Below are 16,248 nucleotides of genomic sequence, written 5' to 3'. Positions count from 1 at the left end.
AGGCAGTGGCAGCGGGCTTGCCCCGCGATGCGTATCAGGATCGATCAGGCGATCGCCGCGTCCACCAGCACTTGGGCTTCGGCCACCAGGCGCTTGAGGTGCGCCTCGTCGATGAAGCTTTCGGCGTAGATCTTGTAGATATCCTCGGTACCGGACGGCCGCGCTGCGAACCAGCCGTTCTCGGTCGTCACCTTCAGGCCGCCGATGGCCTGGTTGTTACCCGGCGCATGGCTGAGGATCTGCAGGATCGGCTCGCCGGCAAGTTCGGTGGACTTGACCTGCTCCGGCGCCAGCTTGCTCAGCAGCGCCTTCTGCCGTGCGTCGGCCTTGGCCTCGACGCGGGTGGCGTACGGCTTGCCCAGCTTGGCGGTCAGGTCGGCGTAGATCTGGCTCGGGTTGCGCCCGGTGCGGGCGGTCATCTCGGCCGCCAGCAGCGCCGGAATCAGGCCGTCCTTGTCGGTGGCCCAGACCGAGCCGTCCTTGCGCAGGAAGGAGGCGCCCGCGCTCTCTTCACCACCGAAGCCCAGCGAACCGTCGAACAGGCCTTGGGCGAAGAACTTGAAGCCCACCGGCACTTCATACAGCTCACGGCCCAGGCCCGCGGTGACGCGGTCGATCAGGCAGCTGGAAACCACGGTCTTGCCCACGGCGGCATCACTGCGCCATTGCGGGCGGTTGCGGTACAGGTAGTCGATGGCCACGGCCAGGTAGTTGTTCGGCTGCAGCAGGCCGTCGGCGGTGACGATGCCGTGGCGATCGTGGTCCGGGTCGCAGGCGAAGGCCACGTCGAACCGCTCGCGCAGGCCGATCAGGCCCTGCATGGCGTAAGGCGAGGACGGGTCCATGCGGATCTGCCCGTCCCAGTCGACGGTCATGAAGCGGAAGGTCGGATCGACCTCGGTATTCACCACTTCCAGGTTCAGCTGGTAGTGCTCGGCGATGGCCGACCAGTAGCGCACGCCGGCGCCACCCAATGGGTCGACGCCCAGGCGCAGGTTGGCGCTGCGGATCACGTCGAAGTCGATGACGTTTTCCAGGTCGGCGACATAGCTGCTCACGTAGTCGTGACGCTGGGTGGTCGGCGCGGCCAGCGCCTGCTGGTAGTCCATGCGCTTGACGCCAGCCAGGTTCGCCGCCAGCAGCTCGTTGGCCTTGGCCTCGATCCACTTGGTCACGTCGCTGTCGGCCGGGCCGCCGTTGGGCGGGTTGTACTTGAAGCCGCCGCTCTGCGGTGGGTTGTGCGACGGGGTGATGACGATGCCGTCGGCCAGGCCCTGCTGGCGGCCACGGTTATAGCAGAGGATGGCATGGGACACCGCCGGGGTCGGGGTGTACTCGTCGTCCTTGCTCAACATCACCTGCACGCCATTGGCGGCCAGCACTTCCAGGGCGCTGGCGGCGGCCGGGGCGGACAACGCGTGGGTGTCGGCACCAATGAACAACGGGCCGTCGATGCCTTTCTCCTGGCGATACAGGCAGATGGCCTGGGTGATCGCCAGCACGTGGTATTCGTTGAAGCTCAGTTCGAACGAAGTGCCGCGGTGGCCCGAGGTGCCGAAGGCCACGCGCTGGGCCGCCACCGCGGCGTCGGGACGGCCGGTGTAGTAAGCGGTCAACAGGCGGGGGATATCGACCAGCACGCTGGCCGGAGCCGGCTTGCCTGCCAAAGGACTGAGCGTCATGCGGAACCTCGAAATCAACGAATGTTGGTGTTTGAACGCGCAGTGTACTGGGAGTTTCAGCGCCAGGCGATGGCGGCGTTCACGCCAGTTGCCACCAGCCGGGGAACATCTGTCGCACCCGCGGTTCGGCAAAACGCTCGTCGATCAGCACCAGCACGCCGCGGTCGTGGTCGCCGCGGATCACCCGGCCTGCGGCCTGGATCACCTTGCGCACCCCAGGATAGAGATACGCATAGTCGAAACCGGCGCCGAACTGCCGACCCAGGCGCTGTTTGAACTGCTCGTTGACCGGATTGACCTGTGGCAGGCCAAGGGTGGCGACGAAGGCGCCAATCAGGCGAGTGCCCGGCAGGTCGACACCCTCGCCGAAGGCGCCGCCGAGCACGGCGAAGCCCACCCCCTGCCCGTGCTCCACGAACCGTGCCAGGAAGGCTTCGCGGCTGGCCTCGTCCATGCCGGGAGACTGTCGCCAGATGGGTAGCGCCGGGTAGCGTTCGGCCAGTAACCGCGCCACCTGCTCGAGGTACTCGAAGCTACTGAAGAAGGCCAGGTAGTTGCCCGGCTGGCCGGCAAACTGAGCGGCGATCAGTTCGACGATCGGCGCCAGTGACGCCTGGCGCTGCTGGTAGCGGGTGGACACCTCGCTGACGATGCGCACCTGCAACTGCTCGGCGCGAAACGGCGCGGCGACCTCCAGCCAGGCAGTGTCGGTCGGCATGCCCAGCAGGTCGCTGTAGAAGTGCCGGGGATTGAGCGTGGCGGAAAACAGCGTGACGCTACGCGCCGCGCTCATGCGCGGGCCCAGCAGCCGGGCAGGCACCACGTTGCGCAGGCACAACGTGGCCAGGCGCCGCCCACGGGGGCCGTTGCGCGGGCTGATATCGAACAGGAAGTGCTCGTCGAACAACTCGGCGATACGGCTGAACTGCAAGGCCTGGAAGTAGAACTCCAGCACCTTGGGCTCGACCTCGGCGGGCGCCTGGTTCATGCGTTCCTGGATCAGCCCGATGCATTGCTGCAGGGCACGCAGGAAGGCGTCGGGCAGCTGCTCGCTGGCCTGGTACGGCGCAACCTGCGCCTTGTACAGCGCGTTCCATTGCCGATTCAGGCGGTCCAGGGCACTGCCTAGGCCGGCCGGCTTGCCTTGGCGCAGCGCCAGCAACTGGCCCTGGTCGAGGCTGGCGCTGTACATCTGCCGTCCGCGCTCGACCAGGTTGTGCGCCTCGTCCACCAGCACCGCCGTGCGCCACTGGTTGGCCTGGGCCAGGCCGAACAGCAATGCATGGGCGTCGAAGTAGTAGTTGTAGTCGGCCACCAGCAGGTCGACCCAGCGCGCCATCTCCTGCCCCAGGTAATAGGGGCAGACCTGGTGCGCCAGGGCCACCTCGCGCAGGCTGGCGCGGTCAAGCAACGGCACCTGCGCGGCAGCTTCACGGGCGCCGGGCAGGCGGTCGTAGAAGCCCCGCGCCAAGGGGCAGGACTCGCCATGGCAGGCGTTTTGCGGGTACTCGCAGGCCTTGTCGCGGGCGATCAGCTCGAGGCTGCGCAGGGCGGGTTGTGGCGACGCTTGGATGATCTGGCGCAGCGCATCGAGGGCCAGGGCCCGGCCTGGTGTTTTCGCCGTGAGGAAGTAGAGCTTGTCCAACTGCTGCGGCACCACGGCCTTGAGCAGCGGAAACAGGGTACCGAGGGTCTTGCCGATGCCAGTACTCGCCTGGGCCATCAGGCAACGGCCGGTGCTCACCGCCTTGTAAAGGGTCTCGGCCAGTTGCCGCTGGCCTTGACGGAGCGCAGGGTAAGGAAAGCTCAGGGCCTGCAGGCCCCGGTCACGTTCGGCCAGGCGTAGTTCCTGCGCCTGCGCCCAAGCCAGGAAGCACTGGCACTGGTTCTCGAAAAAGCGCCTTAGGTCGTCGGCGCCATAATGCTCATTGATCACGGTCTGGCCATCGCTGTCGACGTCCAGATAGACCAGCGCCACGTCGATCGCCGGCAACTGCCGCGCCTGGCACAGCAGCCAGGCGTAGACCTTGGCCTGGGCCCAGTGCAGTTGGCGGTGATTGTCGGGCTGGCGGGCAAGGTCGCCGCGGTGGGTCTTGATCTCTTCCAACCGGTTGCGTGCAGGGTCATAGCCATCGGCCCGCCCGCGAACCCGCAGGCCTTGGTACTGGCCCTCCAGCGCCACTTCCGACTCATAGTCGGCGCCGCGCTTGGCCACTACTCGGCGGTGGCCGGCAATCCCTTCCTGGGCACTGGGCGACGGCGTGAAGCGCAGGTCGAGGTCGCCAACCTTGGCGCTGAATTCGCACAAGGCGCGCACGGCCACGGTGTAGCTCATGCCGGCGTGGCCTGCCAACGTACATGGCAGACCGCCACCGGCAGCCCGTGGACGTGGCAGAACTCGAGCCAGCGTAGTTGATTGTCCTGCAGGCGGTCGCCCGGGCCCTTGACCTCGACCATGCGATAGCCGCCCTGCCCCGGCCAGAACTGGATGAGGTCGGGCATGCCAGCACGGTTGGCGCGAATGTCCTGCAGCAAACGCAGGAAGCAGGCTTTCAAATGTTCGGGCGGCAAGTGCTCGAGCGCCTGTTCGAGCAGTTGCTCGTCGAGCATCTGCCAGAATACGAACGGCGACTGCAGGCCTTGCTTGGCCGCATGGCAGTCGCGGATGGCCTGACGGTAGCTACCGTCGTCCAGGCGCCCGAGACAGGTGTCGAACAACGCGCCGCGACGCTGCTGAAAATCGCTGTCGTGCAGGTCCTGCGGCCCGGCCTGGAATGGGTTGAAGAAAGCGCCGGGTATCGGTGCGAAAATCGCCTCCCAGCACAATAGGCCAAACAGGCTGTTGAACAGCGTGTTCTCGACGTAATGGGCGGCCCCGCCCTGCTGCTCCAGATGCAGGCGTACGGCCTCTTCCACCCCCACTGCCGCCATCGCGGCGGGCAAATCAAGCTCGATGAGCGTAACCGAGCTCGTGCGTCGACGCGGTTGTGGGGGGCCGCCGAGTTTGCGCGCCAGGCGTGGCAGCATGCGCTCCAGCGCCTGGCGCTCCAATGCGTTGGCAGGCGCCAGGGCCATGTCCTGAGCCAGCGCGAACGCTGACTGCCACTGTGCGCTGCGTTCGTACACCCGTACCCGGCGAATGCGCGCCTCAGGGTGGGTGCAATCAGAATAGATGTGCAAGGCAAGCTCCCAGTCGCCCAGGCGCTCGCAGTGCTGGCCAAGATTGAAGAGCAGACGCGACCGACGGCGGGCGAGCCAGGCGTTGCTGACATCCAGACCCGCGATAGCCGCGAGCAGTTCGGCGGGCGCTGCACCCTGCTCGAGGCGCTCGGCGCACTGGTGTAGCGCCATGGCCAGGTCGACTTCGGCACGCTGGCGCAATGCCCGCGAATCATCGCTGAACGCCACCTGTTCGTAACGGAACACGCCCAGGTCGGCCAGCACGAAATCGGACCAGCTCTGGTAAAGGTTGCCAAAGAACAACAGCCGCAGCCGGTCGCATAATGGCTGCCGGCTCCAGTGCAGGATCAGGGTCGGGAAATCGGCGCACCACTGTGCCAGGGGCCTGGGCACCAGTTCGAGTGCCTGCAACTGTTCCAGCAATTCGGCCTTGCTGGCCCGTGGGCGGGGAATTTTTCCGGCGAAAAGCCCGGCCAGCTCATCCTTGCGCAGCAAAGCCCACAATTGCTCGACGGCCAACGGTGCGTCGGTCGCTACCCAGCCCAAAGCCAGCAGCGGCACCAGGGCCACGTCGACATCGCCGATCTCGGCGTAGTCGAGTTTGTCCCGGCGAAACCACTCGCCCTTGCGCATGACCATGCGTACCAGCAAGGCCTGGGTCGGCACCGGCAACTCACCGAACATCTGGATGAAACCGTGCTCGTCGTGGTCCAACAGGTCGGCGTAGCGTTGCCCAACCCAGCTCAGGACCTGGCGGAAGTTATACAGGTAATACAAGGGATCATCGACGGAATGGGCGATCACGGCGCAGGTCAGATACGGGGAACACGCACTGGTTATACATACAGATCGCCTGCTGGGGCAAGCGCGCTGGATCAACGGTCACGCGCTGCTCAACGGACTGGTCGGCAGCGGCCGTAGCCACAGGTCGCGCCGCCCCAGCACGCGGAACAGGCGCAGTGCCTGGCTGCCGAGCGTGCCGGCGTACAGTGCCCGTAACTGAGCAAGCTGCAGGCCACTGGTGTCCACCAGCCACTGGCTGACCGGCTCCGGGCAAGGCCGGCCCTGCAGGGCACGGTGCAGATAGGGCAACGCCACGCGCATGCCAGGATGGCAGCGCAGCACGAAGGCTTCGAGGTTGTGCCCCTGCGCATCGAACGGGGTGAACAATTGGCAGACCAACTGCGCTTCATTGACGCCATAGGCCGCATGCAGCCGCGCTTGCGCCTCGTCACGCAATGCCCGCCCCTGGGGCCAGGCCATCGACGGCTGGCGCAAGCGCTGGTAGAACGCTTGCGCGCCCTCGCGGTAGCTACGCTGCTCCAGATACTGCGCCTTCAGGCCATGCAGGTGAGCCAGCGGCAAGGCATCGAACAATCCGGCAGGCCCCTGGGCCTGCCAGGGCTGCGCCTCCTCGCGCCCAAGCATGTGGTCAAGCTGATCGCTGTCATCGAGATGGCCCAGCAGATCCTCCACCGTCATCAGACGCGTATCGCCCCAGGGTTTATCGTGCATGGGCGCTGTCGGCGGCTGCCACGGGTCGGAAAGCACCTGGTGCAGTTGTTCAATGCCGGCTGCCAGGACGCTGTGGGGTGTCACGGTGTGCGCGACCTCCCCGCAATGGCGCAGGCAACGCCGCCCCCAGGCCAGCAAGCGGTGGCGCTGGGCAAGCGGCGCGGCGCTGACCAGGAGTTGCTCGCCGTCTTGCCCACCCAGCAGTTGCCCAAGGCTGCCTCCCAGATCCAGATACCCCCTGGCCCCGAGCAACGCCGCTGGCTGCCCGCCGGCTAGGTGTCCGAACAGCAGCCAAGCGTTACCTGCGGCGGCCAATTGTTCGGCCGAGCAGGCCTGCCGGGCACCAAACAGGCCAAGCCGCCCGCCATCGGCGCGTAATAACTCCACCCGCGGATCGTCGTACAGGAACAGTGCGCTGAAGCAACGGTCATGAAGGGCAAGGGCTGTGTCGTCGAGGGTTGGCAGGCGAGCCGCCAGCACCCGTAGGCGAAAGGTGTCGGCATGGCGAATCGCGATGCTCAGTTGCGCGGCACGTAGGCAAGCCAGCAGATGCGCACTGCGCCGGTCCACGCCGTGCAGGGCCAGTACTCGTACGTTGCCGATGCACTCCTGGCCACCGGCGATTACCAGAAGACGCTGGACCAGCAACTGCACCGAGGCGCGCTGGGCCTGGCTCATGTGCTCCAGCAGGCGCTGCAGGACTTGCTGGTAGATATAGTGCATGGCTTGGTTGTGGGTTTCGGTCATGCTATCGCTCCATCTCCCTGACGGCTTCGAATTGAAGTCCGATTCTGGCAGATGAATAACTGACCGGGATTGAAGGAAACTTCCCAAAACCAGGTAAGACAATTAGCTAAGTTCGGCGGTGAAGACACGACCCAAAGCCCGCCCCCGCTAGGCGGGCGTCATGCCATCGCGGTAGACGCGGGCTTGCCCGGCGCAGAAGTTGCCAGCGTCAACCCTGCCCGCCCATGTCCAGCACCACCCGTCCACCACATGGGCAGGCGTCCATATGCCTATGCGCCTCGACCACCTGCTCGAACGGATACACCTTGATGATCTGCGGCGTCAGCAACTGGTCGGCGGTGAACTGGTTGATATCGCGCAAGGCCCGCTGCAGGGCCACCTGGTCCTGGGCGATGCCCAGTTCCGGCTTGCCGGTGAAGTTGCCGATGCAGTGCACATGGAACTGAATGTTCTTCTGGAACGCCGCGCAGGCCGGGAACGGCGTCTGGTTGCCGCCTTGCAGGCCATACAGCACCAGGTTGCCGCGCGGCGCCAGGACATCACCGAGCAACGACATCTGCGGCCCGCCCAGGCCGTCAAGGACCATGTCCACGCCACGGCCATCGGTGTACTTGCCGATCTGCATCAGCAGGTCCTGCTCCTCGGTGACGATCACCTTGTCCGCGCCCAGGCCCAGCAGGTATTCACGCTGCTCGGGTTCCTTGGTGGCAGCGAACACCTTCAACCCCAGGGCCTTGCCCAGCTGCACGAAGGCCGGCCCGGCGCAGTGGCTGGCGTCGGTGACCAGCGCGGTCTGCCCGGCCTTGGCCCGGGCCAGGTCGACATAGGCGAAGTAGGCAATCAGCAGCGGGGTGTAGTGCACGCTGGCCTCGATCGGGGTCAGCACGTCAGGGTAACGGGTGATGGCGCTGCGCGGCAGCACGATCACGTCACCGTAGACCGGATGGTCGTTGGGGCTGGTGGCCGGGAAGCTGGCGACCCGGTCGCCCACCGCGATATCGTCCACGCCCTCGCCGACCGCGGTGACCACGCCGGCCATCTCATGGCCGATACCCGCCGGCAGCCGCGCCTGGGACGGCGCCAGATTCTGCCGCCAGAGCACGTCGTACCAGCTGATGCCGATCGCCTCGACGCGGATCTGCACCTCGCCGGTGGCCGGGGACGGCTCGGCCTGCTCCTCGCAACGGAGCACATCGGCCTGGCCGAACTTGTGGAAACGGATCATGCGGGACATCGCATACCTCGCCTTTGTGAATCTCGTATTACCACGGACTTTATCCGGGCTTTCACGGTTGGACCATCAGTGGCTGTTAATAGTCGACATGCCTGTCATTGATTGGGCCCCTGACAAATCTGTGCATTGGCACCCGGAAATCGGTGCAGGGTACCAGCCTTTGGCCTTAAGATTCACCCCTGCCCCACTTCAGGCGAGCCGCATCGAATGAATCGTAACGACTTGCGTCGCGTAGACCTCAACCTGCTGATTGTGTTCGAAACGCTGATGCACGAACGCAGCGTGACCCGCGCCGCCGAGAAACTGTTCCTCGGCCAGCCGGCGATCAGCGCCGCGCTGTCGCGCCTGCGCAACCTGTTCGACGACCCACTGTTCGTACGTACCGGACGCAGCATGGAGCCGTCGGCGCGCGCCCACGAAATCTTCGCCCTGCTGTCGCCGGCGCTGGACTCGATCTCCACCGCCGTCAGCCGCGCCGCCGAGTTCGACCCGGCCACCAGCAACGCAGTGTTCCGCATCGGCCTGTCGGATGACGCCGAATTCGCCCTGCTGCCCCAGTTGCTCAAGCGCATCCGCGCCGAGGCGCCCGGCATCGTGCTGGTGGTGCGCCGGGTCAACTACCTGCTGATGCCCACCCTGCTGGCCTCCGGCGAAATCTCGGTGGGCGTGAGCTACACCAGCGACCTGCCGGCCAACGCCAAGCGCAAGGTACTGCGCCGCAGCATGCCCAAGCTGCTGCGCGCCGACAGCATGCCCGGCAACATCACCCTGGACGACTTCTGCGCCCGGCCCCATGCACTGGTGTCGTTCGCCGGCGACCTGTCCGGGTTCATCGACGAGGCGCTGGAGGAGATCGGCCGCAAGCGCCACGTGGTGCTGGCCGTGCCGCAGTTCAACGGCTTGGGGAGCTTGCTGGCGGGGACCGATATCGTTGCCACGGTGCCGGACTACACCGCCGATGCCCTCACGGCAGCGGGCGGCCTGCGGGCCGAGGACCTGCCGCTGGAGGTGCGCAGCTTCGAGCTGCACATGGCCTGGCGCGGGGCGCAGGATAATGATCCGGCGGAGCGGTGGTTGAGGTCGCGGATACAGATGTTCTTCGGGGATCCGGACAGCCTCTAGGGATCTTGGAGCAATCAACCACCAACCGAAATTGACCGCGCAAAGATAATCCCTTACCGGGAAGAGCCCAAAGCATAAGCTGCGCGACTGGGTGAGCGATCGCACGTCAAAATCCGAACAGTCAACCAACACCCGGCAATGACCGACTTCTGGGCTCATGTATGGACCGGACACATGGTAGACACGTGTGCGGAGACATGGTTGACACTTCCGGCAAGCAATCTGCCGGTTTGCACCCGAGCGCTGCTGGACTGTTTGTCTCTACCAATAGCCGGCAAGGCTTGACTCTACCGTTAAGGGCAGACTTTACCCTTGGCACTCCATTATCTGGAGTTCGTCATGAAGAGCAAACGCATGCTTGTGATCCTCGGCCACCCTTCGAACGACAGCTTTTGCGGCGCAGTGACCGAACGTTACGTCGAAGCTGCCACGCAAGCAGGCCATCAGGTGCGTCTGCTGCGTCTGGGCACCCTGGATTTCGATCCGGTCTTGCACGCTGGCTATAACGAGATCCAGTTGCTCGAGCCCGATCTGCTCAACGCACAGAACGACATTAGCTGGGCCGAACACCTCACATTGGTGTACCCGATCTGGTGGGGCGGCATTCCGGCGTTGCTCAAGGGCTTCTTCGACCGCGTGTTTCTGCCCGGTTTTGCCTTCAAGTACCGCAAGGGCTCGCCCTTCCCGGACAAACTGCTCAAGGGCCGCACGGCTCACCTTTTGGTGACCATGGACACGCCGCCATGGTACTACCGCTGGGTGTATCGCATGCCGGGCTTGCAGCAAATGCGCAAGACCACCCTGGAGTTCTGCGGCATAAAACCCCTGAAAACCCTGACCTTCGGTCCGGTATTGGGCTCCACACCGGAACAGCGTGAAGCCTGGCTCAAACAAGTCCAGGCGATCGCCAGCCGCTGATCGGCCACGGTTGGGCCGTGCCCCTGCGCTGTCCAGCCGAGTCTCCCTGCTATGATCCCATGTCCAACCCGGCTTCATGCCCCCCGACGCTTATGCAAAGATGTCGCGCGCTTGTACCAGCGCGCGACATCCTTTCGCTTCTGATGCGCCCAAAAAAGGGATTTTCATGTACATCGGCAAAGCCGCCCAGCTGTCGGGCACCACCGTCAAAAGCATTCGACATTACGAAGAAATCGGCCTGTTGCCACCCCCGCAACGCAAAGGCAAATACCGCATCTACAGCCAGCAAAGCGTCGAGCTGCTGACCTTCATCAAATGCGCTCAGCAACTCGGTTTCAAACTCAAGGAAATGCAGGCCATCCTGCAGGATCATCGCGACCAGGAGCTGCCCTGGGATCTGGCCATACACGCCATCGATAACAAAAAACAGGAAGTGATGGGACAGATCCAGGCCTTGCAACAAGCGCATGACGGCTTGGTCGAGTTTGAGCTGAGTCTCAAGGATGCGCTGATGCAATGCCCGCTCAAGCGGCCTTGATGTGCAATGGAGATCTCATTGTGCTGCCCACGACTTACCGTTGATCAACCAACCCCACCTGCCCCGCATCGTCAACATGGGGAATCAGCGCACTGGCCTCCAGGTCGCGCATCAGTTCAGTCAGCATCTGCCGCTGGTTCTCGGTGATCGGCGGCGGCACATACCAGGCGCCCACGCTCATGCCCTCACGCTTATAGCTGAAGGTGCGCAGCAGCTCGCCGTCCTTGTAGACCTTGCCGGTCAGGTTGTGCACGTAGCTGTAGGGCACCGGGAAGGTCAGCAGCGTCAGGGCGTTGAGCGCGACCAGAAAACCAGCCCCTTCGCCTGGTGGTTGGCTGATGACCAGGGCGTAACCCTTGCGCGGCAGTCCGTGATCGACGAAAGAGAACGCGCCGGACGACCTGACTGCGCTGGTCAGCTCGTCACGCTCCTGGACGTCGAAGCGGGTGTAGCCATCGGGCAGCACCAACAGGCTCATCGGCACATAGGGCTTTTGCGCGTGATAACCCAGCGGTTTCATCGACGGGTTGCAGCCGCCGAGCAATGCCAGCCCGGCCGCCATCAGCGCCGCCTTGACCAGGTTGTTCATCGCTGCGCCTCCAGCGGCTTGCTGGCCTGGTTGGCGGCCTGCATGTCACGGGCGAAAGCACGGGCGACCCGACGGATGTTTTCCTCGCGCTCAGGAATACCGAGGTCGAGCAGCCAGGCGTACTTGGCCATGTAGTTTTCATAGTGGTAACGCTTGAGCACCTTGCCATCACGCATCACGGTGAAGTCGGCCTTGGTGTCCAGGTCACTCTGCAAGGGCAACAGGAACAGAGTGGCGGCACTGAGGAACAGCAACGGTGCAGGCGCAACCTTGCGCTGGGCATCCAGCTTGACCATCACCTGGGTCTGCCCTTCACCAGCGGCACCGTTCTCGACCTTGCTGAACACGCCGCTCTCGCGCAGGTAATTGCGCAGCTCGGTGCCGTGCTCGAGCGAATCGACCATTACCGCGATCGGCGGCAGGTAATCCTGGCCTGCCTCGATGCGCGGATCGGGCAAGGTCTGGGTACCTGCGCAGCCGGCCAGCAGCAGGCTGGCGCTGAGGAACAGAATCTTTTTCATTGCGGGTTTTCCTGGGTACGGGTCACTTCGCCGGCTGGGCGGCTTGGGGCAGTGGCATGACGAAGGGGAATGCCGGCGCCATGTTCAAGTTCAGGGCCTGCAGGGGCGGCAACCCGGGGGTGTAGCGCCGGGCGATCACTTCATCGCGCGGCTGTTGGTCGCCATGGAAGAACATGCACGCGGAAAGCCCGAGGCAACGCGAACGGAATTCGCCGATGTAGTACGCCTTGCCTGCTTCCAGGTGCATGGGCACAAGAAACTGTTCCCGTGCCTGGATGGAGCTGTAGCCACCGTTGTAGCCGTTCCAGAAGAACTGGAAGTCATAGAACTCGTAGTCGCCGGGCTTGAGGGGCATGACGAACACGCTGGCCTCGCCGGGCAGCGCCTGCTTGTCGGGGCCACGCACCTCTTCGATGTCCTTCGGGGTGTGGGCCACTTCGGCGAACCCCCACCATGCCGCCGCGCCGTCCTGCGCGCCACGTTTGCGCAGGAGGATGCGTTGGTTGGTGTAGGCACTATCGCGGCCAAGGGGGCCGATGCTGCCTACCAGGTACGTTACTGGACCACCAGCGGCCGGTTGCAGGGCCTCGCTGACCAGGGCGGGGGATTTGGCGGCGCAGCCGGTAAGCAGGGCAAGCGGTAACAGACGTGCGAACGCACGGAGCAATTCAGACATGAAAAATCCTTGGGGCGGGTCTCGGTCCATCGGCCGCTGCAATCAGCGAGCAAGCACCTCAGCTGCGGGGGCGCAATGATAAAGCGCGGCAACGGATCAGGCGAGCAGGAATACGGCCTTTTGCCATCACCCTTGCGCAGGCGCTATTGCCCTCCCTCAATCCGAGCAAAGACAACGCATTGAGCTGAACGCCCCATTGGTCAGGCGATCATGGTGGATCGCCTTCAGGGGGCTATCGTTGCTTGTCTGGGCGACCACGACCGACGAGGGCGGTGCCATGAATACCAGTGATCTACTCGAACAGCTGCTGCGGGCCGGACAAGCTTCGCAGACGCAACAAGGGAGCGGCGGCAGGTCATCGCAAGACAGCCGGGGTGGCTTGGGTGGATTGCTTGGCGGCCTGCTTGGCGGTGGCGGTTCGACGGCTGGGGGCGGCCTTGGTGGTTTGCTGGGCGGTCTGTTGGGCGGCGCTGGCAGCAACACTGGCGGCTCTACCCAGGGGCGTTCCGCAGGCGGTGTCAATTACGCGGCCCTGGCGTCGCTGGGGATGATGGCATTCAAGGCCTATCAGAGCTGGCAGCGCAGCCAGGCGGCAGCCCCGCAGCAGGCGGTCCGCACGGTGGATCAACTGTCAGGCCCCGAGGCCGAGGATCACAGCCATGCCATCCTGCGCGCGCTGATTGCGGCGGCCAAGGCCGATGGGCGCATCGACCCGCAGGAAGAACAGTTGATCTACGCCGAAATCAAACGCCAGACCAGCGACCCGCAACTGCAGCAATGGCTGGATGAAGAAGTCGGCAAGCCACTCGATGCTGCCGAGGTGGCGAAGTCGGCGCGGGACCCGGCCATGGCCGCGGAAATGTACCTGGCCAGCGTGATGCTGGTGGATGACCAGCAGGAAGCTGAGCGGGCCTACCTGGATGAGCTGGCCGGCGCACTGCAACTCGATCCGGCATTGCAGGTGCATCTGGAGCAACAGGCCAAGGGCGTCGCCTGACCGGCCGTAGGTGTCCGTGAAACATACCTTACCGCCAGGTCCATAGGGTTTATGCTGGTCGGCCTGAGTCATGCCCTCATGAGAAGCCTTTGCGGCTATTTTCAAAACTGCAGAGGTAACACTGGGCACAGGTCCGTTAACACCTACTGTGCCTTCTCTGACCCAAGTAGAGGAACGCCATGGTTAATGAAACAACCGATAATCGCCCTGTCTACCGAGCAGCCTGCCATTGTGGGACGGTGCAATTCTCCTTGCGCTTGACCGACGGCACGCGCACAGCGCGTAGGTGTAACTGCTCTCTCTGCCGTATGCGGGGTGCCGTGGCAGTATCAGCCAACCTGGGCGACATCACGGTTACCCAAGGAAAAGAGGCGCTCACGCTTTATCAATTCAACACCCGCGAAGCAAAACACTACTTCTGCTCGAAGTGTGGCATCTACACCTTCCACCAGCGGCGTTCTGCGCCTGATCAGTATGGAATCAATGTGGCCTGTATCGAGGGTATGAGCCCATTTGACTTCCCAGAGGTGCCTGTCAGTGAAGGTCGGATTCATCCCAAAGACCGTGTAGTCGCAGGCGCCGAAGTTGCAGGATGGATCCGATACGAAAGCACCGCAGAGTGACTGCGCAGCTTGCCTGGAGACAGCGCTGAGAGGGCAGCTGGCGCTCGCTGCAAGCAGTGCGTCTATCGTGCAACCGGCTAATTCAAGCGCATGAGTCATGACGTCTAGAGAAAGCCAATTCGAAGTTGAGACTGACAAACTTCTGGCTGTGCGCAAAGTGTCGCTAGCGCTCAGATACATCCGACAGTTTTCCCCATGGCAGCCCTGCGTGAAGAGCAGCCACGGTCGCAATCGGTCCCTCGAACAAGATGAAGCATTGCACGGCGAGCGCCATGGCATGGGCATGGTCCATGCCTATTGCCTGAGGGGTTGCCTCAATGAATCAAGTTGCCTTTGACGTAGCGCACTGTCCTCTCCAAAGCTCGCGCCATGTCGGGATGTGCCATCTGATACTTCAGTTCCAATTGCCTGCTAAGCCGCATATCAAAGCGTTGAGTCTGAATAAAGTTCAATGACTCGGCGCTGATCGCGAATCGGGCCGCCAGGCCGGGAATTGTCAAAAGCCATCTCAACAACCCTATCGCTACATGGCGACGGGGTGCCTTGATATTCAGCGTTTTGGCGATCTGCCCTAGCATCCCCTGCAAATTCGGTGTGTGTTCATAGAGCGCCAGGACCTGCTGGTTGGCCATCGAGGGGTCGAATGCCGCGCAAGTTATCATTGTCACCAGGTAATTGACGCTGACTAATGGCAACCAGTGCCTCGTGGAGCCGGGTACAGCTTTGAACCGCCCTTGTGCCAGATTTCGAATGAGTTCGGCCAAGGGTTGTCCTTCGACAATGTGGCCACTCTCGCTGTGGCCACACACCGTAGCAGGGTGAACGATTGTGTAATCCGCGCCCGTTTCCTGCATGTAACGAATGACCGCAAAATGGGCCTCGAGCTTGCTGCCTTCGTAGCCACCTGCACGGCCGTAGACGGCAGGCCAGTTCGTGTTCTCAGGGCACTCATTGTCAACCCCGATACTGGCAAGGTGGTCAAGGTTTTGCAGCATGAAGCCACCCACCATCAGCAAGCGAATGCGCTGGCTCGCCGCAAGCCTGGCGACTCTCAGCGCCCCTTGCACATTGACTTCGCGGGCGCGCTCCATTGTCAGCCCCCAGGAAAACTGCGCTGCTAGGTGGAAGGCCACAGAGGCCGACGACACGCGCTGCTTGTCTGCCTCGCTGAGCCCAAGCCCCTCTCTGCTGATATCGCCCTCAACGGCATGGACACAGGCAGGATTACCACCCAGTCGGCCTACCTGCTCCCGCAGACGCTCGAGGTTTGCAGGGGTGCGCATAAGCACCCAGACCTTGTGCCCTGTCGAAGTAAGACGGGCCAGTAAATGTTGGCCTACAAACCCACTACCGCCTGTGACGAAACACTCCACGCTCATGCCTGAATCCTTGTTTGGATGATGGGCGCAGGCTAAGGTGTAGAGCCTGCTCTACAGTCAAGGAATTTTTACTGTGAACATTGGAGAGTTGGAGCGCCGGAGTGGAATTGGCCGCCATGCACTGCGCTATTACGAACAACTCGGGCTTATCGTGGCCCATCGACAAGCCAACAACTATCGCAGCTACAGCGATCAGGCCGTTGTTGACCTGGCCTTCATTCAGAACGCCCAGGGCGTGGGCTTTTCGCTCGCCGAGATTGGCGACATTCTTGCTGCCAAGCGGGGTAATACGATCAATTGCGCGCAAGGCGCGGCCTTGGTCGCCAGCAAGATGGCCGAAATTCAGTCGAAGATCACCACCTTGCAAGCCACGTATGTTTTTCTGGAAGCAGAGCGTGTGAAGCTTGAGGCCAGCGCCATTGCGCTCGGGCAGACCATCGCTCATCTTCCTGGACATGGGCATGCCGCAACGCAATAGTTCCCGGCTTAACTGTTCAGCGTGGCCCCACACCCTGGCGTGCCTGCTC

At 63.3% G+C, this 16,248-nt stretch carries 15 protein-coding genes; 6 read left to right on the top strand and 9 right to left on the bottom strand.

All coding sequences use genetic code 11. From position 1 onward, the window contains the following. Positions 1–44 precede the first annotated feature (44 nt). The 5 genes from pgm to OH705_RS02460 form a co-directional block, all read right to left on the bottom strand. Complete coding sequence (gene pgm, locus OH705_RS02480; RefSeq protein WP_267300848.1) at positions 45–1,682, bottom strand: phosphoglucomutase (alpha-D-glucose-1,6-bisphosphate-dependent); 1,638 nt, start codon at positions 1,680–1,682, stop codon at positions 45–47. Positions 1,683–1,761: 79 nt separating this feature from the next. Beyond that, on the bottom strand, positions 1,762–4,017 hold the full coding sequence (locus OH705_RS02475; protein WP_267300847.1) for a helicase C-terminal domain-containing protein: 2,256 nt from the start codon (positions 4,015–4,017) through the stop codon (positions 1,762–1,764). Next, entirely contained in the window at positions 4,014–5,666 is a 1,653-nt protein-coding gene (locus OH705_RS02470) for a VRR-NUC domain-containing protein (protein ID WP_267300845.1), read from the bottom strand. Before OH705_RS02470 ends, OH705_RS02475 begins: the two co-directional genes overlap by 4 nt. A gap of 78 nt (positions 5,667–5,744) precedes the next feature. Then, on the bottom strand, positions 5,745–7,124 hold the full coding sequence (locus OH705_RS02465) for a hypothetical protein (RefSeq protein WP_038705930.1): 1,380 nt from the start codon (positions 7,122–7,124) through the stop codon (positions 5,745–5,747). 208 nt (positions 7,125–7,332) lie between these two features. After that, the gene (locus OH705_RS02460) at positions 7,333–8,358 is read right to left on the bottom strand and encodes a zinc-dependent alcohol dehydrogenase family protein (RefSeq protein ID WP_094011140.1); all 1,026 of its coding nucleotides are present in this window, start codon (positions 8,356–8,358) and stop codon (positions 7,333–7,335) included. A gap of 207 nt (positions 8,359–8,565) precedes the next feature. Here OH705_RS02460 and OH705_RS02455 point away from each other — a divergent pair, with 207 nt between their 5' ends. From OH705_RS02455 to OH705_RS02445, 3 genes are all read left to right on the top strand, one after another. Then, positions 8,566–9,480, top strand: a complete 915-nt coding sequence (locus OH705_RS02455; protein ID WP_046855927.1) for a LysR family transcriptional regulator — start codon at positions 8,566–8,568, stop codon at positions 9,478–9,480. A gap of 339 nt (positions 9,481–9,819) precedes the next feature. Next, entirely contained in the window at positions 9,820–10,398 is a 579-nt protein-coding gene (locus OH705_RS02450) for an NAD(P)H-dependent oxidoreductase (RefSeq protein ID WP_094011139.1), read from the top strand. Positions 10,399–10,564: 166 nt separating this feature from the next. Continuing rightward, entirely contained in the window at positions 10,565–10,936 is a 372-nt protein-coding gene (locus tag OH705_RS02445) for a MerR family transcriptional regulator (protein ID WP_267300840.1), read from the top strand. A 34-nt stretch (positions 10,937–10,970) separates the two neighbouring features. On the opposite strand, the gene OH705_RS02440 is transcribed toward OH705_RS02445, so the two are convergent. The 3 genes from OH705_RS02440 to OH705_RS02430 are packed head-to-tail and all read right to left on the bottom strand — an operon-like array spanning position 10,971 to position 12,722. Next, entirely contained in the window at positions 10,971–11,525 is a 555-nt protein-coding gene (locus OH705_RS02440; RefSeq protein ID WP_094011137.1) for a hypothetical protein, read from the bottom strand. Next, positions 11,522–12,046, bottom strand: coding sequence for a hypothetical protein (locus OH705_RS02435; RefSeq protein ID WP_023628920.1), 525 nt, complete (start codon positions 12,044–12,046; stop codon positions 11,522–11,524). The genes OH705_RS02440 and OH705_RS02435 overlap by 4 nt, the downstream gene beginning before the upstream one ends. A 22-nt stretch (positions 12,047–12,068) precedes the next feature. Continuing rightward, positions 12,069–12,722 carry a hypothetical protein gene (locus OH705_RS02430; protein WP_267300838.1) on the bottom strand — a complete coding sequence of 218 codons (654 nt, stop codon included), beginning with the start codon at positions 12,720–12,722 and terminating at the stop codon, positions 12,069–12,071. Between the two features lie 277 nt (positions 12,723–12,999). On the opposite strand from OH705_RS02430, the gene OH705_RS02425 reads away from it, so the two are divergent. Together OH705_RS02425 and OH705_RS02420 are read left to right on the top strand one after the other, a co-directional pair. Next, entirely contained in the window at positions 13,000–13,719 is a 720-nt protein-coding gene (locus OH705_RS02425) for a tellurite resistance TerB family protein (protein ID WP_267300836.1), read from the top strand. Between the two features lie 179 nt (positions 13,720–13,898). After that, a complete protein-coding gene (locus OH705_RS02420) occupies positions 13,899–14,342 on the top strand; it encodes a GFA family protein (protein ID WP_267300835.1) in 444 nt (147 codons plus the stop codon). Positions 14,343–14,656: 314 nt separating this feature from the next. On the opposite strand, the gene OH705_RS02415 is transcribed toward OH705_RS02420, so the two are convergent. Beyond that, positions 14,657–15,721, bottom strand: a complete 1,065-nt coding sequence (locus OH705_RS02415; RefSeq protein WP_267300834.1) for an SDR family oxidoreductase — start codon at positions 15,719–15,721, stop codon at positions 14,657–14,659. Positions 15,722–15,794: 73 nt separating this feature from the next. Here OH705_RS02415 and OH705_RS02410 point away from each other — a divergent pair, with 73 nt between their 5' ends. After that, positions 15,795–16,199 carry a MerR family transcriptional regulator gene (locus OH705_RS02410; protein WP_023630041.1) on the top strand — a complete coding sequence of 135 codons (405 nt, stop codon included), beginning with the start codon at positions 15,795–15,797 and terminating at the stop codon, positions 16,197–16,199. The last annotated feature ends 49 nt before the right edge of the window (positions 16,200–16,248 follow it).

The organism is Pseudomonas sp. BJa3 (assembly GCF_026343815.1).
Taxonomy (GTDB): Bacteria; Pseudomonadota; Gammaproteobacteria; order Pseudomonadales; family Pseudomonadaceae; genus Aquipseudomonas; species Aquipseudomonas soli.
Note: the sequence above shows the minus strand (reverse complement) of the source record. Positions and strands in the feature narration are given on the sequence as shown.